The organism is Microbacterium sp. NPDC058269, from assembly GCF_042881445.1.
Taxonomy (GTDB): Bacteria; Actinomycetota; Actinomycetes; order Actinomycetales; family Microbacteriaceae; genus Microbacterium.
On the sequence record NZ_JBHVXT010000002.1, the window covers coordinates 954,529 to 972,220 of the forward strand.

The window sequence follows — 17,692 nt, forward strand, 5'->3', positions numbered from 1 at the left end:
TGCGCGATTCCTAACGTCGATCTCGCCCCGCGATGGCCGCGGCGGAAGGAGAGAGATGTACGGAACATATCTGCGGCGCGAACTCGCCGGCCGCAAGAAGCAGACGGTGATCGTCGCGATCGGGCTGGCGATCGCGATCGCTCTCGTGATCGTCGTCAACGCCCTCACCGCAGGAGTGCGCGATGCGCAGGCGCAGGCCCTCGCCTCCGTCTACGGGGTCGGCACCGATCTCACCGTGACGGGCGCGGCCGTCGAGCCCGGCCAGGGCGAGGGGCCGCGCTTCGACTTCGACGCGGATGCGGGCGAGAGCGACGGCGAGACCACCACGCTCGCACAGTCCGCACTGCGGACCGACCTCCTGCGCGGCACGCTCGACTCCTCGGTGCTCGACACCGTCGCCGCTACGGACGGCGTAGCGGCAGCATCCGGGGCATTGAGCCTCACGAATTCCACCTTCTCCGGCGAGGTGCCCAGCGGCGGATTCGCGCAGCAGGACGGCGAGCAGCCGGCCGCTCCCGAGGAAGGACAGTCGCCACCGGAGGGCGGACAGGGTAGCGGCGGAAGCTCCTTCGGAGTCGACTCGTTCTCCGTGCTCGGGATCGACCCCGCAGCAACCTCGGTCGGTCCGCTCGCGTCGGCCGAGGTGACGGACGGCCGCGGATTCGATGGTGATGACGCCGAAGCGTTCGTCGCCCTCGTCGACAGCACCTACGCCGGTACGAACGAGATCGCGGTGGGAGACACGATCGATGTCGCCGGCTCCGATGTCGAGGTCGTCGGCATCCTCGGGTCGACCTCGGACAGTGCGGACACGGCGGCGAACGTGTATCTCCCGCTGCGCACCGCGCAGACACTCGCCGGCGTCGACGACGTCATCTCCACCGTCTACGTGCAGGCGGATTCGGCCGCCTCGATCGACGCGGTGCAGTCCGCGCTCGCAGATGAGCTCCCCGATGCGACCGTCACCTCGCAGTCCGAGCTCGCCTCGACCGTCTCCGGATCCCTCTCCAGCGCGACCGCGCTGATCACGAACCTCGGAACCTGGCTGTCGGCCATCGTGCTCGCCGTCGCCGTGCTGCTCTCGGTGCTGCTCACGCTGTCCGGCGTCGGGCGTCGCACGAGGGAGTTCGGAACGCTCAAGGCGATCGGCTGGTCGAATGGCCGGGTGGTGCGTCAGGTCGCCGGAGAGTCGATGGTGCAGGGGCTCATCGGAGGAGCGGTCGGCCTCGTCCTCGGCGTCGCCGGCATCGTGCTGATCAATGTCCTGAGGCCCACTGTCGCCGCGGGCGGCGCAGGTCAGGGCGTAGGCCCCGGCGGTATGGGCGGCGGCCCCACCGGCGGTGGCGCGGTGTTCCAGAGCCAGCCGGCCGCAGACATCGTCCTGCAGGCGCCGTTCACACCCTGGGTCCTGGTGGCGGCCGTCGGTCTCGCGGTGCTCGGTGGTCTGGTCGCCGGTGCGTTCGGCGGCTGGCGTGCCGCGCGCCTGAGCCCGGCGGAAGCATTGCGCTCGGTGGCATGAGCGCTGCCCGCACGAGCAGAACCGACTGAACCCGACAATCGACGAGAAGGAGAAGCACATGACCATGGCAGACCTCGAGCAGACGGCGGCGCGGACCGAGAACGAGCAGCCGCTCTATCGTGTCGCGGGCGTCACCAGGACCTACGCCCAGAAGGGGCGCATCGTGAAGGCGTTGATGGGCGTGGACCTCGACATCATGCCCGGCGAGTTCGTCACGATCCAGGGCCCGACCGGAGGAGGGAAGTCGACCCTGCTGCAGTTGCTCGGCGCTCTCGACACCCCATCGACCGGGTCGCTCCTGCTGGACGGCAGAGAACTCGCATCGGCGTCGGCGAAGGAGCTCGGCCGCATCAGGGCGGAGGAGATCGGGTTCGTGTTCCAGGGGTTCAACCTGATCCCCACGCTCACCGCGACGCAGAACGTCGACATGGCGCTCGAGCCTCTCGGAGTCGACAGGGCGCAGCGCCGCACCAGGGTCGCCGAAGCTCTCGCCCACGTCGGCCTCGATGACAGAGGCGACCATCTGCCCACCGAACTCTCCGGAGGTCAGCAGCAGCGCGTCGCGATCGGACGAGCCATCGTCAAGAGGCCGCGGGTGCTCCTCGCCGACGAGCCGACCGGGAATCTCGACGAGAGCATGCGCGACGAGATCCTGACGTTGCTCGAGTCGCTCTGTGCCGAGGGGATCACGATCATCGTGGTGACGCATGACTCCGCGGTGGCGCAGCGTGCGACACGGCGTCTGCGCCTCGCGAAGGGCGTGGTGCAGGACATCACGAAGTAGGGGATCGCGATCATCGCGGTGGGACGCACGAAGGGCCGGGCGCCTCGCGGTACCCGGCCCTTCGACGGCAAGATGTCAGTGCGTGTCTTCCGCCTCGATCTCGGTGCGGTCGCCCGACCACAGCGTGTGGAAGGTACCCGGCTTGTCGATGCGCTTGTAGGTGTGCGCACCGAAGAAGTCGCGCTGACCCTGCACGAGGGCGGCGGGGAGGCGGTCGGCGCGGATGCCGTCGTAGTACGACAGCGACGACGAGAACGCCGGGGCGGGGATACCGGCTTCGGCTGCCGCGATGACGACTCGGCGCCAGGCTGCCTGGGCACGGGTGATCGCCTCGGTGAAGTACGGGGCGGTGAGCAGAACCGGCAGTTCCGGCGTCTCGGCGTACGCGTCGGCGATGCGGTTGAGGAACTGCGCACGGATGATGCAGCCGCCGCGCCAGATCTTGCTGATCGCGCCGAGGTCGATGTTCCAGCCGTACTCGGCGGCACCGGCGCGGATCTCGTCGAAGCCCTGCGAGTACGCGACGATCTTCGAGGCGTAGAGCGCCAGACGGACATCTTCGATGAACGCGTCGGTGTCCTCGACCGAGAACTCCTCCTCCGGACCCGGCAGATCGCGGGAGACCGCGCGCTGCTCGGGGTGCGAGGAGAGTGAACGGGCGAAGGTCGCCTCGGCGATGCCGGAGACGGGGACGCCGAGCGACAGCGCCGTCTGCACGGTCCAGGCGCCGGTGCCCTTGGCTCCCGCCTGGTCGAGGATCACATCGACGAGCGGCTTGCCGGTCTCGGCATCCACCTGGCGCAGCACCTCGGCGGTGATCTCGATCAGGTACGACTCGAGCTCGCCCTTGTTCCACTCGGCGAAGATCTCGGCGATCTCGGCCGGCGACTTGCCGGTGCCGCGGCGGATGAGGTCGTAGGCCTCGGCGATCAGCTGCATGTCGGCGTACTCGATGCCGTTGTGCACCATCTTGACGAAGTGACCGGCGCCGTCGTGGCCGACGTGGGTGACGCACGGCTCGCCCTCGGCGATCGCGGCGATCGACTTCAGGATCGGTCCGAGCGTGATCCAGGACTCGTCGGAGCCGCCGGGCATGATCGAGGGGCCGGTGAGGGCGCCCTCCTCGCCGCCGGAGATGCCGGCGCCGACGAAGTTGATGCCGGTCTCGCGCACGGCCTTCTCCCGACGGATGGTGTCGGGGAAGTAGGCGTTGCCGCCGTCGACGATGATGTCGCCCGGCTCGAAGACCTCGACCAGCGAGTCGATCACGGCGTCGGTCGGGCCGCCGGCCTTGACCATGATGATCGCGGTGCGCGGCTTCTGCAGCGAGTCTGCGAACTCCTGGTAGGTGCGGGCCGGGACGAATCCGGCCTCGGGGTGCTCGTCGAGGAGCGTCTGGGTCTTCTCGTAGCTGCGGTTGAAGATCGCCACCGTGTTTCCCTCGCGGCTGGCGAGGTTGCGGGCGAGGTTCGATCCCATGACGGCGAGTCCGACGACTCCGATGTTCGCTGATGCTTCGGGCACAGAAGGCTCCTCGATCGTGAAGAAGGGGTGGTTTCAGCGTATCGCTGTACGGGAGGTCAGCGGCCACCTGTGTCACGAGACGCGATGAAGCGTCGCGACACGGCGATGTCACGGTCACCGAAGCCGGCGGCGACCAGCTCGTCGAACGCCGCGCGCAGGGTGGGCAGCAGCACCGGCGAGGTGCCGGTGGCGTCGGCGATGTCGGCCGCGAAGCCGAGGTCCTTCACCATGTACTGCGCGATGCCGCTCGGGGAGTCGTCGCCCGTGACGAGTTTCTCCCGGCGGCTGTCGAGCAGCCGCGAGCCGGCGTATCCGCCCGAGAGCAGCGACCAGAGTGCGTCGAGGTCGAGACCGGAGCGCTCGGCGAGCACGGTCGCCTCGCCGAGCGCCATGATCGTCGCGGAGACCACGAGCTGGTTGCAGGCCTTGGCGACCTCTCCGGCGCCGAGCGGTCCGAGCAGGACGGGCGTGCCGCAGGGCGCGAGCACCCGTGCCGCGACGGCCGCATCGTCGGGATCGCCGCCGAGCATGATCGAGAGTGTTCCGGCGATCGCTCCGTCTTCACCGCCGGAGACCGGGCAGTCCACGACGCGCACCCGGCCGTCCGTCTCGGTCCCGACGCGCTCCGCCAACGCGCGCACGGCGGGGGCCGACGATGTGGATCCGATGAGGATGAGCAGGTCGCCGGCGTCGGCGAGCAGCCCGTCGGGACCGTCGAGCATGGCCTCGAACGGGGGCAGGTCCGGCAGCATCATGAGCAGGACGTCTACTCTGGAGGCGAGTTCGCGTGGGGTCTCCGCCCAGGAAGCCCCCGCAGCCAGCAGCTCCGGCTGCGGGCGTCGGGCGTGGATGACGAGTCGGCCGTGTGCGGCGAGCAGGTGGTCGGCCATGGGGCGGCCCATGGCGCCGAGGCCCACGACGCCGACGGTGGCGGTTGAGATGCTCATGCGCACACGATAGCAACAATCCAACAGATAGAACAGTGTCCAACAGAATGGAACTGAGCTAAGGTGAGGGATCCAGACTTCCCGAGGAAGGGACCAGCATGACGGGGACCGAGAAGAAGCTGCGCGCCGTCGTGGCGGTGCCGCTGGCGGAAGACCTGTGTCGACTGATCGAGGAGCTCGAGCCTCGCGTCGAGGTGCTCCGCGATCACGCGCTCATGCCGCCGATGCGCGGCCCGGCCGACTGGTCCGGCGACCCGGATTACGTGCGCACGCCGAGCGAGCAGCAGGCGTTCGACGAGCTGGTCGACTCCGCCGACGTGCTGTTCGGGATCCCCGACGTGGATGCGGGGGCGCTGGCCCGCACCGTGGCCGCCAACCCGCGACTGCGCTGGGTGATGACGACCGCCGCCGGCGGCGGAGCCTCGGTCAAGGCCGCGGGTCTCGATCGTGCGCAGCTCGATCGCGTCGTCTTCACCACCAGTGCCGGTGTGCACGGCGGTCCGCTCGCGGAGTTCGCGGTGTTCGGGGTCATGGCGGGCGCGAAGAACCTCCCGCGCCTCATCGCCGACCAGAGCGCCCGCACCTGGCCGGACCGCTGGGAGATGCGTCAGCTCGACGAGATGACCGTGCTGGTGGTCGGTCTTGGCGGCATCGGAGCGGAGTGCGCGCGGCGCTTCCATGCGCTCGGCGCGAGGGTGTGGGGAACCACGCGCTCCGGAGAGCCGGTGGCGGGAGTCGATCGTCTGGTACCGCTGGACGAGCTGACCGACGCGGTCGCCCACGTCGACGCGATCGTCGTCACGCTTCCCGGCACGGCGCAGACGCACCATCTGATCGGTGCCGACGTGTTCGAAGCAGTGAAGCCCGGCGCGATCGTCACCAATGTCGGCCGCGGCACCGTGATCGACGAGAACGCTCTGCTCGGTGCTCTCGACGACGGCCGCGTGGCCTTCGCTGCTCTCGACGTCTTCGAGCAGGAGCCGCTCGATCAGGCCTCGCCCCTGTGGAACCACCCGAACGTGCTGGTGAGCCCGCACACCGCGGCCCTCAGCTCGAAGGAGGAGGAGCGGATCGCCCGACGCTTCGCGGAGAACGCGGCGCGCCTGCTCGATGGCGAGCCGCTGACCGCCGTGGTGGATACGGTCGAGTTCTACTGATCGGCCCGCGGGCGCTCGAGCGCCTGCGGAGCCCCTGATGGCGGAAGGCTCGGCCATGGATGACGACACCCGCGAAGGGCGCGACCCCGCACCCGCCGTGACCCGCAGCATCCGACTGCTGGGCATCCTCGCCGAGGCGGGCGGCCCGCGCACGCTCACCGAGCTCGCGGGCGACCTGGGGCTCGCGAAGTCGTCGACCGCCAACCTCTGCCTGGCGCTCGAGGCCGGGGGCATGATCGACCGCACCGGGCAGGGCTACCGTCTCGGGGTGCGCACCGCCGAGCTCGGTGGTGCGTTCGCGGCGCAGTTCAACCAGGTGCGCGAGTTCTACAGCGTGTGCGAGGCCTCGCCGCAGCTCGCCTCGGAGCTCGTCCAGGTCGCGATGCTCGACGGCACCGATGCGCTGTACCTCGCCCGGCATGAGGGGTCGCGCTCGCTCCGGCTGGGGACCCCTCTCGGCTCACGACTCCCGGCCCCGCTGTCGGCGACGGGCCGCGCTCTCCTCGCCGCGATGAGCGACGCCGAGGTGATCGCGCTCCTCGGTGGGGATGCCGTCTTCCCGCAGCTCACCGAGCGGAGCGCGACGACGATGTCGGGGCTCCTGGACGTGCTGGCCACCGCCCGCCGTCGAGGCTGGGCGCTGGATGCGGAGGAGTCCTTCCGCGGGATCGTGGGTGTGGCCGTACCCCTGGAGGGCTGGGCTCCGACCGATCCGCCGCTCGCGCTCGGTGTCGCGATCCGCGCGGCCGAGGCCGACTACGAGCGCATCGAGCGCGTGGGCGAGGCGCTGCGCGAAGCCGCTGCCGCGCTGACGAATCCCTTCAGCTCCGCCGTTCGGCGCTGACGCCTTCCTCCGCCCTCGCCGCGCCTGTGCGCAGGCGTGGGGCTTTCTGCGCGCCCGGAACAGGTCGCACTGTGCGTACAAAGGGTTGAACGCAATCCAACAGGCTGTTACAGTCGGGGTCACGCCGCAGGCGAAGCCGATCGAAGGAGATGGCCGTGACAGACCCCCGCACCTCAGCCCGAGCAGCGTCCGATGACCCGGAGTACGCGGCGAACCTGCGCCGCGCGACACTCGCGTCGAGTATCGGCAGCGCGCTGGAGTACTTCGACTTCGCGCTCTACGGCCTCTCGACCGCGCTGATCTTCAACGTCCTGTTCTTCCCCCAGGACGACCCGGCCATGGCCACGGTCGCCGCGTTCGCGACCTTCGGCGTCGGATTCCTGGCGCGTCCGTTCGGCGGACTGTTCTTCGGTGTCCTGGGCGACAAGCTCGGACGCAAGTGGGTCCTGGTCGCGACCATCGTGCTGATGGGTGGAGCCTCGACCGCGATCGGTCTGCTGCCCACCTACGCCGCGATCGGTGTCTGGGCGCCGATCCTGCTGGTGCTGATGCGTCTGCTGCAGGGCTTCGGTGCCGGGGCCGAGCAGGCGGGCGCGACCGTGCTGATGGCCGAGTACGCCCCGGTGAAGCGCCGCGGCTTCTTCTCGGCACTGCCGTTCGTCGGCATCCAGGCGGGCACGCTGCTCGCCGCGGTCGTCTTCGGACTGATCACGCTGCTCCCCGAGGACCAGCTGCTGAGCTGGGGATGGCGTGTTCCGTTCCTCGCCTCCTTCGCGCTGATCCTGCTCGCGCTGTTCATCCGGATGCGGCTGCGGGAGACGCCGACGTTCATCGAGCTCGAGAAGCACGAACAGGTCGCCGACCGCCCCATCAAGGAGATCTTCACGCACGGGCTGCCCGGCGTGATCGTCGGTGTGGGTCTGCGCATGGCTGAGAACGGCGGCTCGTACATGTTCCAGACTCTCGGTCTCGCGTTCTTCGTGACCGTGGTCGGCGACAACGCCGACAAGAGCCTGCTCACCTGGGGTGTCACCCTGGGATCGCTGATCGGCGTGTTCTCGGTGCCGTTCACCGGCCACCTCTCCGACCGCTTCGGACGACGGACGGTGTACCGCTTCGGAGCGGTCTTCATGCTCGTCTACACGTTCCCCGCCTGGTGGCTCCTGTCGCTCGGCAACTACGCCGTGGCCATCGGTGTCATCGCGATCGGCATCGGCGTCGCCGTGAACAGCATGCTCGGACCGCAGTGCGCCATGCTCCCCGAGCTCTTCGGCAACCGTCACCGCTACCTGGGCGTCGCGATGGCGCGCGAGATCTCGGCTGTGCTCGCCGGCGGTCTCGCGGGTGTCCTCGGCGCGTACCTGATCGCGGTGAGCGACGGCAACTGGGTGCTCCTGGCCATCTACATGGCGGTGCTCGCCCTCATCACCACCGCATCGACGTTCCTCGCCCCTGAGACGCTCCGCCGCGACCTCACGCGGGTCGACGATGCGATCAAGGTCTCGCGGGGCGAGGGCGGCGACGACGTGTTCGCCACCACGGTGTCGATCAAGGCCGTGGGACGATGACGGCCCTCCCGGCAGGACTCGCCGCCTTCGACCTCACGGGACGCACCGCACTCGTCACCGGGTCGAGCCAGGGGATCGGCAGGACCCTCGCCGAGGGACTCGCCGGTGCGGGAGCGACCGTCGTCGTGCACGGGCGGGACGCGGCGAAGGCGCAGGCGGCCGCGGCCGAGATCGCACGCGTCACGGGAGCCGGCGTGCACAGCGTCGTCTTCGATGTGACGGAGGCGGCATCCGTGGATGCCGGCATGGCCGAGGTCGAGCGTCTGGTCGGCACCCCCGACATCCTCGTGAACAACGCCGGGGTCCAGCGCCGAGCACCGATCGCGGAGTTCGCCGACGAGGACTGGGATGCGCTCGTGCAGACCAACCTCTCCAGCGTCTTCCATCTGTCGCGTCGTGTCTCCGCCGGGATGATCGCGCGCGGCTCGGGCAAGATCATCCAGATCGGCAGCGTCCAGTCGCAGCTGGCCCGTCCCTCGATCGCGGCATACGCGGCGACCAAGGGTGCGATCGTGATGTTCACGAAGGGACTGTGCGCAGACCTCGCCCCGCACGGCATCCAGGCCAACGCGATCGCTCCCGGATACTTCGCCACCGAGCTCACGAAGGCGCTCGTCGCCGACGAGCAGTTCTCCGAGTGGGTGCGCGGACGCACGCCCGCCGGCCGTTGGGGAGACACCAGGGACCTCGTCGGCGCACTGCTGTTCCTCGCGAGCGGGGCGAGCGACTTCGTCAACGGGCAGACGCTGTTCGTCGACGGTGGCATGACGGCGGTCGTCTGATGCGTCTCGGTCGCATCTCCTCGCCCGACGGCCCCCGCTGGGTGCGCAAGACAGCCGACGGCATCATTCCGGTGTCGGACCCGTTCCTCGCCTTCACCGAGGGGCGGGAACCGGGCGACTCCGGGCCGCGCATCGAAGGCGCGATCATCGCACCGGTGGACCCCGTCGTGATCGTCGGCATCGCCCAGAACGGACCCGAGCACGTGTCACCGGTGCAGGCCTGGCTCAAGAGCCCGCGGACGGCGATCGGCAGCGGAGCCGAAGTGGTCCTCCGTCGCGATGCGGGGGCGCAGGTCGCCGAAGGGGAGATCGCGGTCGTGATCGGCCGTTCGACCCGCGGGCTGACCGCCGAGAACGCGCACGAGTACGTGCTCGGTGTCACCGCGGTGAACGATCTCTCCAGCCCGGAGCGCGCCGAGTTCGATCCGCGCAACTTCGAGTCGAAGTCGGGGCACGGGTACACCCCGCTCGGCCCGTGGATCGACACCGAGGTCGGGATCGACGAGGTGAGTCTCGAGGTGGAGGTGGACGGACGCCTGGTCGCCGAGACGGGAAGCAGGCAGCTGCCCATGTCGATCCGGGAATGCCTCGCCTACGTGGCCGCCTGGTCTCCGCTCGGACCGGGAGACGTCGTCATGACCGGTGCTCCGCACTCGCAGGCGCTCGTGGGGCCGGGGCAGACCGTGACCGTCAGAGTGGCGGGAATCGAACTGGTCACGTCGTTCGTGTGACCGAGGAAGGAGCGCGGTGAACAACCTCGCCGTGGTGGCGCACGCCGCCGAGGATCTGCGGATCGAAGACATCGGCGCCCCGATGCCCGGGCCGGACGAGGCCGTTGTGGATATCGCCTACGGCGGCATCTGCGGATCGGATCTCCACTACTGGCGGCACGGAGCCGCCGGCGCCTCGGTGCTGCGGGAGCCGATGATCCTCGGACACGAGGTGTCCGGCGTCGTCTGCGTCGCCGCGCCCGATGGCACAGGCCCCGCGGTCGGCACTCCCGTGGCGGTCCATCCGCTCACCGCGCACGGCGACGGCCGCACTCCCTGGCCCGCCGAGCATCCGAACCTCGCGCCGGCATCCACGTATCTCGGGTCGGCGATGCACCTGCCGCATACCCAGGGCGCCTTCGCGCGCCGGGTGGCGCTCCCCGCGCGTATGCTGCATCCGCTCCCCGCCGGTCTCGACCTGCGGACGGCGGCCCTGGCCGAGCCCGCGGCCGTCGCCTGGCACGGCGTGCAGAGGGCGGGTGACGTGCACGGTCGCCGGGTGGTCGTGATCGGTGCCGGCCCCATCGGTCAGCTCGTCGCCGCGGTGGCTCAGCGCGCAGGCGCATCGTCGGTGACTGTCACCGATCTGCAGCAGCGGCCGCGGGAGATCGCCGAAGCGCGCGGCATCCGGTCGATCGATGCGCGGGCGGAGAGCGAGATCTCCGAGCTGCACGCCGACGTCGTCATCGAGTCGAGCGGCACCGTTCCCGGGCTCGCGGCCGCCGTCTCCGCTGCCGCCCGTGGGGGAACGGTCGTGATGCTGGGCCTCCAGCGCGGGGGAGAGGTGCCCGCTCCGATGGCGACGGCCATCACCCGAGAGCTCACGCTGCGCGGGTCCTTCCGCTTCGGGGCGGAGTTCGATGAGGTCATCGCGGCCCTCGCCGACGGCAGCCTCGACGTGCGCGGTATCATCAGCCAGGTCTTGCCGGTGGACGATGCGCTCGACGCCTTCGAACTGGCAGCCGACCCTGCGAGCTCCTGCAAGGTGCTCATCGACTTCGGCCGGGAGGCATGAGTGTGCGCATCGTCGTGATGGGCCCGAGCGGCTCGGGCAAGTCGACGGTGGGCGCGTTCCTCGCCGGGACTCTCGGTGCGCGGTTCATCGACGGCGACGACCTGCACCCGGAGGCGAACGTACGCAAGATGGCGGCGGGCGTCCCCCTCGACGACACGGATCGTCAGCCGTGGCTGCGGCTCGTGGGTGAGACCCTGCAGGCGGAGGAGCGGATCGTCGTGGCGTGCTCTGCACTCCGGCGTGTCTATCGCGATGCCATCAGGGCTGAGGCGCCGGAGACCTTCTTCGCGGAACTCGCGATCGGTCGCGCCGTGCTCGAGGAGCGGATGCGTCTGCGGGCCGATCACTTCATGCCGGCGGCGCTGCTGGACTCGCAGCTCCAGACGCTGGAGTCTCTCGACTCCGATGAGGACGGCATCCGGGTCGACGGATCCGCGGACGTGCGAACCGCATCCGAGGTCATCGCCGCGGCGGCGTTTCAGCGCTGATACAGCGGCCGGGCGGTCAGTCCTTGCGGTAGCCCGAGCGGCCCATCGCGAACAGGGCGATGAACGACGTGACGGCAGCGCACACGGTCATCGCGCCGATCAGCCAGAGGAGTGCGTGCGAGAGGAAGGCGCCGTCGAGCATGGGGGTTCTCCGTGTTCTGCAGAAAAGGACCGGTGTCCTCAGCCTATCGGGTCATCCGGTACCATTGAGGCTGTACCTCGGCGAGGGATGCTTCTGCGCGTGCGCGAACATCCGTTATCGACGCGGCGAAGCAAGCCCGGTGGCTTTCCTCCTGCGTCAGCGAGTTCGAAAATTCCAAGACCACCGCGCGGCGCCTTCGCTGCGTGCCCCGAAGGAGAACCCCATGTCTGAAGACACCAAGGTCCAGGCCGAGCTCCGCGAGAGCTTCGGCAAGGGCTTCGCCCGCCGCCTCCGCGCCGCCGGCAAGATCCCCGCCGTCATCTACGGCCACGGCACCGAGCCTGTGCACGTCGCACTGCCGGGCCACCAGGTCTCGCTCATCATCCGTCGTGCCAACGCGCTGCTCGAGCTCGACATCGAGGGCAAGGGCCAGCTCGCCCTCGTCAAGGACGTCCAGCGCGACCCGGTGCACCAGATCATCGAGCACATCGACCTTCTCGTCGTGAAGAAGGGCGAGAAGGTCGCCATCGACGTCCCGATCGTCGTCACGGGCGAGTCGGCCGCGGGCACCATCGTGAACCTCGACGCGACCACGCTGTCGATCGAGGCCGAGGCCACGCACATCCCGCAGAACATCGAGGTCTCGGTCGAGGGCCTGGAAGAGGGCGCGCACATCACCGGCGCCGACGTGCAGCTCCCCAAGGGCTCCACGCTGCTCTCCGACCCCGAGGTCCTCGTCGTCGCGATCTCCGTCCCGGCTGCACCCACCGAGGATGACGCCGAGGGCGAGAGCGCCGAGGCCACCGAGGCTGCAGAAGACGCCGCCGCGGAGTGATCTCCGGCTGATTCATCACAGAGGGGACGCGATCCGATCGCGTCCCCTCTGTCGTATCCTGACCGAGGACGTGGACCCGGGCAGGGAGAGGACGAGGACATGGCATCGACCTGGCTCGTGGTGGGGCTCGGCAACCCCGGTCCGCGATACGAGACCACTCGGCACAACATCGGGCAGATGGTCGTCGACGACCTGGCCGCGCGGCGCGGCGAAGCGTTCCGCGAGCACAAGGGCGGAGCACGTGTCGTCGAGACGTGGTTGCGCCCGGGCGCGGACAAGCTGGTGCTGGCCAAGCCGAACACCTTCATGAACGTCTCGGGCACCCCCGTCGCCGCTCTGGCCCGGTTCTATTCGGTTCCCGCCGAGCAGGTGATCGTGGTGCACGATGAGCTCGATATCCCGTTCGACACGGTCAAGCTCAAGACCGGGGGCGGGCACGGCGGACACAACGGTGTGCGCGACGTCGCCCGTGCTCTGGGCACGCCGGACTTCCCCCGTGTGCGTGTGGGGATCGGCCGTCCCGCCGGGCGCCAGGACCCCGCGGACTGGGTGCTCGCCCCGTTCGGCAAGGAGGAACGGCCGAACCTGCCGATCCTCATCGGGGACGCCGCAGACGCGGTCGAGCTCCTGGTGGGCGAAGGTCTGCTCGCGGCTCAACAGAAGCACCACGCGCCGCGCTGACGCCGCAGATGCCGAGTGGCGGTGAGCCGCTCAGGTCGTGTAGGTCGACAGACCCGCAGCGGCACCCGCCGTGAGCGCGACCACCAGGGCGATGAAGAAGATCACGGACGCGAGAACGGCGACAACGAGTGCGGCGATTCCCGCGCCGCGGCCCCGCTTCTTGGCGATCGCGACGATGCCGAGCACGATCGCTGCGATGCCGACGATCGTCCCGAGCCAGAACGAGAGCTCCGCCCAGAGCACCTGGTCACGTACCGGGGTCAGCACGCGCAGGTCGTCGGCGGTGATCGATGCGCCGTTCGGCAGGAACCTACCGATCTCGAACGCGCTGATGCTCACCACGATCGTCGGTACGACCGCGGCGACGAGGGCGAAGACCAGCGCCAGCGTCCCGAAGAGCCTCGAGGAGGAGGGGGCTGTGGCGCCTGGCGCCTGGTAGGTCCCGGCGGGGACCGCGTAGCCGCCGACAGGCACCTGGTAAGCCCCGGGAGGCGCAGCCGGGTATCCGGGAGCGGGCGCTGCGGGGTATCCGGCGGGCGCTGCCGGCGGGGAAGCGGGTGACGCGACCGGGTATGCAGGCGCCGCTGGAGGATACGAAGGAGCTGCCGGGGGGTAACCAGGAGCGGTCGGCGGCGGGAACGAGCCGGTCGGCGGCGGGAACGAGCCGGACGGGGTGTCCGTAGCGGGCGGCGCCGATACCGTGGGCGGTACCTGCGCGTCGGAGGGTACGGCGCCGGACGGGGGAGGCAGCTGCGGATCAGTCACGAGCCCATCCTAAGGCGAGCGTCAGACTCGTCGGAGCAGACCCACCCGGTCGTACACGTCCGAGAGTGTCGCATCGGCGACGGCGTCAGCGCGCGCGGCGTTCTCGGCCAGGATGCGGTCGAGTTCGGCCGGATCGTCGAGCAGCTCGAGGGCGCGGGCCCGCACGGGCTCGAACTCGTTCACGACGACCTCGGCGAGGCCCTTCTTGAAGTCGCCGTATCCGCGACCCGCGTATTCGTCCTCGATCGCGGCGACCTGGCGCCCGGTGAGCGCGGCGTAGATGGTGAGCAGGTTCGAGACGCCGGGCTTGTTCTCGCGGTCGAATCGCACCGAGCCCTCGTTGTCGGTCACGGCGCGCATGACCTTCTTCGCCGACTTCGCCGGATCGTCGAGCATCCACAGCACGCCGGCATCGCTCTCGGCGGACTTCGACATCTTGGAGGTCGGGTTCTGCAGATCGTAGATGCGCGCGGTCTCCTTCTGGATGACCGGCATCGGCACGGTGAAGGTCTCGCCGAACCGTGAGTTGAACCGCTCGGCGAGATCGCGCGTGAGCTCGACGTGCTGCTTCTGGTCGTCGCCGACCGGCACCACATCCGTCTGGTAGAGCAGGATGTCTGCGGCCATCAGCACCGGGTAGGTGAACAGACCGACGCTCGTCGAGTCCGCACCGTAGCGCGAGGACTTGTCCTTGAACTGCGTCATCCGACCGGCTTCGCCGAAACCGGTGATGGTGCTGAGGATCCACGCGAGCTCGGCGTGCGCGCGCACATGCGACTGCACGTACAGCGTCGACAGCGACGGCTCGATGCCCGCGGCGATGTACTGCGCAGCCGTGCGCCGCGTCTTCTCGCGGAGCTCGGCAGGGTCCTGGGCGACCGTGATCGCGTGCAGGTCGACGACGGAGAAGAAGGCGTCGTAGGAGCTCTGCAGGTCTCGCCACTGGAGCAGCGCGCCGATGTAGTTGCCGATCTGGAGGGAGTCGGCGGAGGGCTGCATTCCGGAGTAAAGGCGAGGTCTCGTCACGGGATCAATCCTATGGGGTGAGTGCGGTGCCCCTACGATGGGCGCATGGTCTCCGCATCTCCTCGTTCACGGTCGCGAGGGGATCGGGCCCTCTACGTCGAGATCCTCATCCGCGCTCCTCTCGAAGAGGTCTGGCGACTCACCCAGGAGCCGGCCTCGCACGTGCGCTGGGATGCGCGCTTCAGCGACATCGTGCCGCAGCGCACCAGGGCAGACGGCGCGCAGGACTTCCGCTACGAGCTCGACCTCGTGGTGCACACCATCCGCGGCACCGGCGTCTCGCTCGCCACGAAGGAGAGCCGTGCGGGGGAGCGCACCTCCGCTCTGCTCTTCGACACGGACGACTCGCTCTCCCCGCTCGGTGCCGGTCGCGGATACTGGCGCTACGTGCCGACTGCGGAGGGCATACGGTTCCTCACCGGCTACGACTACGCTCCGGGATGGGGATGGCTCGGGCGCGTGCTCGATCCGTTGATCACTCGGCGCTTCATCTGGTGGCTCACGGCGCGCAGTTTCGATCGGCTCCGGCTGTGGGCCGAGGAGGGGATCCCGCCGGAGGACACGAGCGGATGGCGATCCTTGCGCCGAGGATACCGGCCTCGTGCACGCAACTGCCTCTCCCGTCCGCCACGGCGCACCGGACGCACGATCATGGAAGACGCACCGCAATCGCTCGAGGAGATCGCATGACCACCACTCCGGGGATCTTCGAGCGCGCGCTCGGAGATGATTTCGCTCGGCTCCACCCGCAACTGCAGCGTCGGTTCGGGGTCGGCGTCGACTCCGGGTACGGGTGCATCGGACGCGGGGTGATGACCGAGGTGCGCCGAGGCGCCTGGTGGACGCTGCCCTTCCTGCTGATCGGCACCTTCCGCAACATCCTCTTCCCCGAGCGCGGACGGGACGTGCCGTTCCGGATCGACAACCACGCCTACGTCGACGACTTCGGCCGTGAGACCGTGACCTTCGTCCGGACGATGGATGTGCGCCCCGGCCGTCGTCGCCGCTTCGACGCGACCATGATCTACAGCGACGCCCGCCAGCGGGTGGTCGATTACCTGGGCACGCACCAGCACCTGGCCGTCGACCTCGATCTGGCCGTCACCGACGACGGCGGGCTGCTCCTCACCTCGGGCGCACAGCGCTTCTACGAGGGGCGCATCGCCTTCCGCTTCCCGATGCTGTTCAGCGGGCGGGCCCGGCTCGTCGAGCGCTATGACGACGAGCAGCAGCGTTATCTGATCGACCTCGAGATCCACAACGACGTCTTCGGGTTCCTGTTCGGCTATCGGGGCGCGTTCACGTGCGAGTTCGTCGACGGACCTGCGCCGGAGACCGTGAAGCCCTACCGCGAGGAGATCCGAGAGTGACCGCACGCGGAGCAGCCTTCCTCGAAGCACTGGGGGAGGAGGCGGAGAGACTTCACCCCGAGATCCTGGCGCAGATGCGCGTCGAGGCGAGGAACGACAGTGCTGAGGGGGTGTTCGCGGTCGCCGGGAGCCGGTTCGGGCGCCTCGCCGGTCTGGCCTCTCCGGTCGTCGGACCTGGCCTGCTCGTGACGCGGCTCGCTCGCGAGGTGCCGTTTCGCATTGATACCGTGTCCGGTCGGTCGCGCTCGGGGCGGGCGACGCTCGACACGGTCCGCGAGTTCCGCTTCCCTGACAGGACACAGCGCGTCGCAGACCGGCTTTTCGCGACGGGTCGCCCCGGCCTCGTCCAGAATGCCCTGGGCGTGAGGGGGCGGGTGCAGATGCTCGAGGAGTGCTCGGTGACCGAAGACGGTGCGCTGCGTATGCGCACCCGGGCGGTCGCGCTGCGCCTCGGACGACGCCGGATCGCGCTGCGCGGCTTTCTTCGCATCGAGGTCGATCTCGTCGACGGCTGGGACGAGGCCCGCCGTCGACGCACCATCGCGATGCGCGCGACGAGCCCCGTGCTCGGGACCGTCTTGGAGTACCGGGGGTGGTATCGCTACGCGGACGTCGCCCCCGGCCCGGATCAGTAGCGGTAGTCGACGACGACGGGCGCGTGGTCGCTCCAGCGCTGGTCGTAGGCCGCTGCGCGGGCGACGTGGTAGGTCTCCACACGCTCGGCGAGTGCAGGCGTCGCGAGGTGGTAGTCGATGCGCCACCCGGAGTCGTTGTCGAACGCCTGACCGCGCATCGACCACCAGGTGTACGGGCCGTCGATCTCGCCGTGGAACTTCCGGCCGACATCTATCCAGCCGAGACCCGTGCCCACGGTGCCGTCGACACCGGTGACCTCCGTGCCGGCCTCGCCGAGGAACCGATCGAAGTAGGCGCGTTCACGCGGCAGGAAACCGGCCTTCTTACGGTTGCCTCTCCAGTTCTTGATGTCGAGCTCACGATGCCCGACGTTGAGGTCGCCCGTCACGAGAGCGAGGGCGCCGTCGGAACCGAGCTCGCCGAGTCGCGTGCCGAACGCGTCGAGGAACTTCCACTTCTCGTCCTGCTTCGGGGTGTCGGCCTCGCCGGAGTGCACGTAGGCGCTCACGACGGTCAGCGGACGGTCTCCGATCAGGTAGTCGGCCTCGATCCACCGGCCCTTGGAATCGAAATCCTCTGGGCCGAAATCGGTGCGTGCGGCCAGTGCAGGCGTGCGGCTCGCGATGGCGACGCCGGCGCGGCCCTTCGCCGTGGCCTCGTCGTGAACGAAGGACCAGCCGGGAAGAGCAGCCTCGAGGTGCTCGTCCTGCCCGCGGACCTCCTGGAGTGTGAGGATGTCGACGCCGGCTTCGTCCAGCCAGGAGCTCATCCCGTTGCGAGCCGCCGCTCGGATTCCGTTGACATTGACCGAGGCGATACGCAGATGAGGCATGATCACC

The 17,692-nt window shown here is 69.3% G+C and carries 20 protein-coding genes; 14 read left to right on the forward strand and 6 right to left on the reverse strand.

Annotated elements, in window-relative coordinates; genetic code table 11:
• Positions 1-55: 55 nt before the first annotated feature.
• Both ACFVWL_RS12965 and ACFVWL_RS12970 read left to right on the forward strand, forming a co-directional pair.
• Positions 56-1,519, forward strand: coding sequence for an ABC transporter permease (locus tag ACFVWL_RS12965; RefSeq protein WP_387183268.1), 1,464 nt, complete (start codon positions 56-58; stop codon positions 1,517-1,519).
• Positions 1,520-1,577: 58 nt separating this feature from the next.
• Positions 1,578-2,303: an ABC transporter ATP-binding protein gene (locus ACFVWL_RS12970; protein WP_387183271.1), complete on the forward strand. Its 726-nt coding sequence runs from the start codon at positions 1,578-1,580 to the stop codon at positions 2,301-2,303.
• 75 nt (positions 2,304-2,378) lie between these two features.
• On the opposite strand, the gene gndA is transcribed toward ACFVWL_RS12970, so the two are convergent.
• Both gndA and ACFVWL_RS12980 read right to left on the reverse strand, forming a co-directional pair.
• Positions 2,379-3,827, reverse strand: a complete 1,449-nt coding sequence (gndA, locus tag ACFVWL_RS12975; RefSeq protein ID WP_387183273.1) for an NADP-dependent phosphogluconate dehydrogenase — start codon at positions 3,825-3,827, stop codon at positions 2,379-2,381.
• 56 nt (positions 3,828-3,883) lie between these two features.
• Positions 3,884-4,774 carry an NAD(P)-dependent oxidoreductase gene (locus tag ACFVWL_RS12980; protein WP_387183275.1) on the reverse strand — a complete coding sequence of 297 codons (891 nt, stop codon included), beginning with the start codon at positions 4,772-4,774 and terminating at the stop codon, positions 3,884-3,886.
• Between the two features lie 98 nt (positions 4,775-4,872).
• Between ACFVWL_RS12980 and ACFVWL_RS12985 the strand changes: the two genes are divergently transcribed.
• From ACFVWL_RS12985 to ACFVWL_RS13015, 7 genes are all read left to right on the forward strand, one after another.
• Positions 4,873-5,931, forward strand: coding sequence for a D-2-hydroxyacid dehydrogenase (locus ACFVWL_RS12985; RefSeq protein ID WP_387183278.1), 1,059 nt, complete (start codon positions 4,873-4,875; stop codon positions 5,929-5,931).
• Positions 5,932-5,986: 55 nt separating this feature from the next.
• A complete protein-coding gene (locus ACFVWL_RS12990) occupies positions 5,987-6,775 on the forward strand; it encodes an IclR family transcriptional regulator (protein ID WP_387183281.1) in 789 nt (262 codons plus the stop codon).
• A 149-nt stretch (positions 6,776-6,924) separates the two neighbouring features.
• Complete coding sequence (locus tag ACFVWL_RS12995) at positions 6,925-8,343, forward strand: MFS transporter (RefSeq protein ID WP_387183283.1); 1,419 nt, start codon at positions 6,925-6,927, stop codon at positions 8,341-8,343.
• The gene (locus tag ACFVWL_RS13000; protein WP_387183286.1) at positions 8,340-9,125 is read left to right on the forward strand and encodes an SDR family oxidoreductase; all 786 of its coding nucleotides are present in this window, start codon (positions 8,340-8,342) and stop codon (positions 9,123-9,125) included. The genes ACFVWL_RS12995 and ACFVWL_RS13000 overlap by 4 nt, the downstream gene beginning before the upstream one ends.
• Positions 9,125-9,856: a fumarylacetoacetate hydrolase family protein gene (locus ACFVWL_RS13005; protein WP_387183289.1), complete on the forward strand. Its 732-nt coding sequence runs from the start codon at positions 9,125-9,127 to the stop codon at positions 9,854-9,856. Before ACFVWL_RS13000 ends, ACFVWL_RS13005 begins: the two co-directional genes overlap by 1 nt.
• A gap of 16 nt (positions 9,857-9,872) precedes the next feature.
• Positions 9,873-10,910 (forward strand): zinc-binding dehydrogenase, encoded by a 1,038-nt coding sequence (locus tag ACFVWL_RS13010; RefSeq protein ID WP_387183292.1) that lies wholly within the window; start codon positions 9,873-9,875, stop codon positions 10,908-10,910.
• On the forward strand, positions 10,907-11,398 hold the full coding sequence (locus ACFVWL_RS13015) for a gluconokinase (protein ID WP_387183295.1): 492 nt from the start codon (positions 10,907-10,909) through the stop codon (positions 11,396-11,398). The genes ACFVWL_RS13010 and ACFVWL_RS13015 overlap by 4 nt, the downstream gene beginning before the upstream one ends.
• Before the next feature lie 16 nt (positions 11,399-11,414).
• Here ACFVWL_RS13015 and ACFVWL_RS13020 read toward each other — a convergent pair whose 3' ends face one another.
• Positions 11,415-11,540 (reverse strand): hypothetical protein, encoded by a 126-nt coding sequence (locus tag ACFVWL_RS13020; RefSeq protein ID WP_017828452.1) that lies wholly within the window; start codon positions 11,538-11,540, stop codon positions 11,415-11,417.
• A 223-nt stretch (positions 11,541-11,763) separates the two neighbouring features.
• Between ACFVWL_RS13020 and ACFVWL_RS13025 the strand changes: the two genes are divergently transcribed.
• Both ACFVWL_RS13025 and pth read left to right on the forward strand, forming a co-directional pair.
• The gene (locus tag ACFVWL_RS13025; protein ID WP_387183298.1) at positions 11,764-12,375 is read left to right on the forward strand and encodes a 50S ribosomal protein L25/general stress protein Ctc; all 612 of its coding nucleotides are present in this window, start codon (positions 11,764-11,766) and stop codon (positions 12,373-12,375) included.
• Positions 12,376-12,474: 99 nt separating this feature from the next.
• Positions 12,475-13,056 (forward strand): aminoacyl-tRNA hydrolase, encoded by a 582-nt coding sequence (gene pth, locus ACFVWL_RS13030; RefSeq protein ID WP_387183301.1) that lies wholly within the window; start codon positions 12,475-12,477, stop codon positions 13,054-13,056.
• A gap of 30 nt (positions 13,057-13,086) precedes the next feature.
• Here the strand turns inward: pth and ACFVWL_RS13035 are convergent, their stop codons facing one another.
• Both ACFVWL_RS13035 and trpS read right to left on the reverse strand, forming a co-directional pair.
• Positions 13,087-13,530, reverse strand: a complete 444-nt coding sequence (locus tag ACFVWL_RS13035; protein WP_387183304.1) for a hypothetical protein — start codon at positions 13,528-13,530, stop codon at positions 13,087-13,089.
• A 312-nt stretch (positions 13,531-13,842) separates the two neighbouring features.
• The gene (trpS, locus tag ACFVWL_RS13040) at positions 13,843-14,847 is read right to left on the reverse strand and encodes a tryptophan--tRNA ligase (protein WP_315070205.1); all 1,005 of its coding nucleotides are present in this window, start codon (positions 14,845-14,847) and stop codon (positions 13,843-13,845) included.
• Between the two features lie 45 nt (positions 14,848-14,892).
• On the opposite strand from trpS, the gene ACFVWL_RS13045 reads away from it, so the two are divergent.
• From ACFVWL_RS13045 to ACFVWL_RS13055, 3 genes are read left to right on the forward strand one after another with little or no spacing between them, the layout of a single operon-like run.
• Positions 14,893-15,537, forward strand: coding sequence for an SRPBCC family protein (locus tag ACFVWL_RS13045; protein WP_387183307.1), 645 nt, complete (start codon positions 14,893-14,895; stop codon positions 15,535-15,537).
• Positions 15,534-16,217, forward strand: a complete 684-nt coding sequence (locus tag ACFVWL_RS13050; RefSeq protein WP_387183310.1) for a DUF4166 domain-containing protein — start codon at positions 15,534-15,536, stop codon at positions 16,215-16,217. The genes ACFVWL_RS13045 and ACFVWL_RS13050 overlap by 4 nt, the downstream gene beginning before the upstream one ends.
• Positions 16,214-16,852, forward strand: coding sequence for a DUF4166 domain-containing protein (locus ACFVWL_RS13055; RefSeq protein ID WP_387183313.1), 639 nt, complete (start codon positions 16,214-16,216; stop codon positions 16,850-16,852). The genes ACFVWL_RS13050 and ACFVWL_RS13055 overlap by 4 nt, the downstream gene beginning before the upstream one ends.
• Here ACFVWL_RS13055 and ACFVWL_RS13060 read toward each other — a convergent pair.
• Entirely contained in the window at positions 16,846-17,685 is an 840-nt protein-coding gene (locus tag ACFVWL_RS13060) for an exodeoxyribonuclease III (RefSeq protein ID WP_387183316.1), read from the reverse strand. The two genes, ACFVWL_RS13055 and ACFVWL_RS13060, sit on opposite strands and share 7 nt — an antisense overlap.
• Positions 17,686-17,692 lie beyond the last annotated feature (7 nt).

Coding starts and splice junctions, on each gene's coding strand:
- ACFVWL_RS12965 (WP_387183268.1), top strand. CDS start 56: ATGTACGGAACATATCTGCGGCGCGAACTCGCCGGCCGCAAGAAGCAG.
- ACFVWL_RS12970 (WP_387183271.1), top strand. CDS start 1,578: ATGACCATGGCAGACCTCGAGCAGACGGCGGCGCGGACCGAGAACGAG.
- ACFVWL_RS12980 (WP_387183275.1), bottom strand. CDS start 4,774: ATGAGCATCTCAACCGCCACCGTCGGCGTCGTGGGCCTCGGCGCCATG.
- ACFVWL_RS12985 (WP_387183278.1), top strand. CDS start 4,873: ATGACGGGGACCGAGAAGAAGCTGCGCGCCGTCGTGGCGGTGCCGCTG.
- ACFVWL_RS12990 (WP_387183281.1), top strand. CDS start 5,987: ATGGATGACGACACCCGCGAAGGGCGCGACCCCGCACCCGCCGTGACC.
- ACFVWL_RS12995 (WP_387183283.1), top strand. CDS start 6,925: ATGGCCGTGACAGACCCCCGCACCTCAGCCCGAGCAGCGTCCGATGAC.
- ACFVWL_RS13000 (WP_387183286.1), top strand. CDS start 8,340: ATGACGGCCCTCCCGGCAGGACTCGCCGCCTTCGACCTCACGGGACGC.
- ACFVWL_RS13005 (WP_387183289.1), top strand. CDS start 9,125: ATGCGTCTCGGTCGCATCTCCTCGCCCGACGGCCCCCGCTGGGTGCGC.
- ACFVWL_RS13015 (WP_387183295.1), top strand. CDS start 10,907: ATGAGTGTGCGCATCGTCGTGATGGGCCCGAGCGGCTCGGGCAAGTCG.
- ACFVWL_RS13020 (WP_017828452.1), bottom strand. CDS start 11,540: ATGCTCGACGGCGCCTTCCTCTCGCACGCACTCCTCTGGCTGATCGGC.
- ACFVWL_RS13025 (WP_387183298.1), top strand. CDS start 11,764: ATGTCTGAAGACACCAAGGTCCAGGCCGAGCTCCGCGAGAGCTTCGGC.
- pth (WP_387183301.1), top strand. CDS start 12,475: ATGGCATCGACCTGGCTCGTGGTGGGGCTCGGCAACCCCGGTCCGCGA.
- ACFVWL_RS13045 (WP_387183307.1), top strand. CDS start 14,893: ATGGTCTCCGCATCTCCTCGTTCACGGTCGCGAGGGGATCGGGCCCTC.
- ACFVWL_RS13050 (WP_387183310.1), top strand. CDS start 15,534: ATGACCACCACTCCGGGGATCTTCGAGCGCGCGCTCGGAGATGATTTC.
- ACFVWL_RS13060 (WP_387183316.1), bottom strand. CDS start 17,685: ATGCCTCATCTGCGTATCGCCTCGGTCAATGTCAACGGAATCCGAGCG.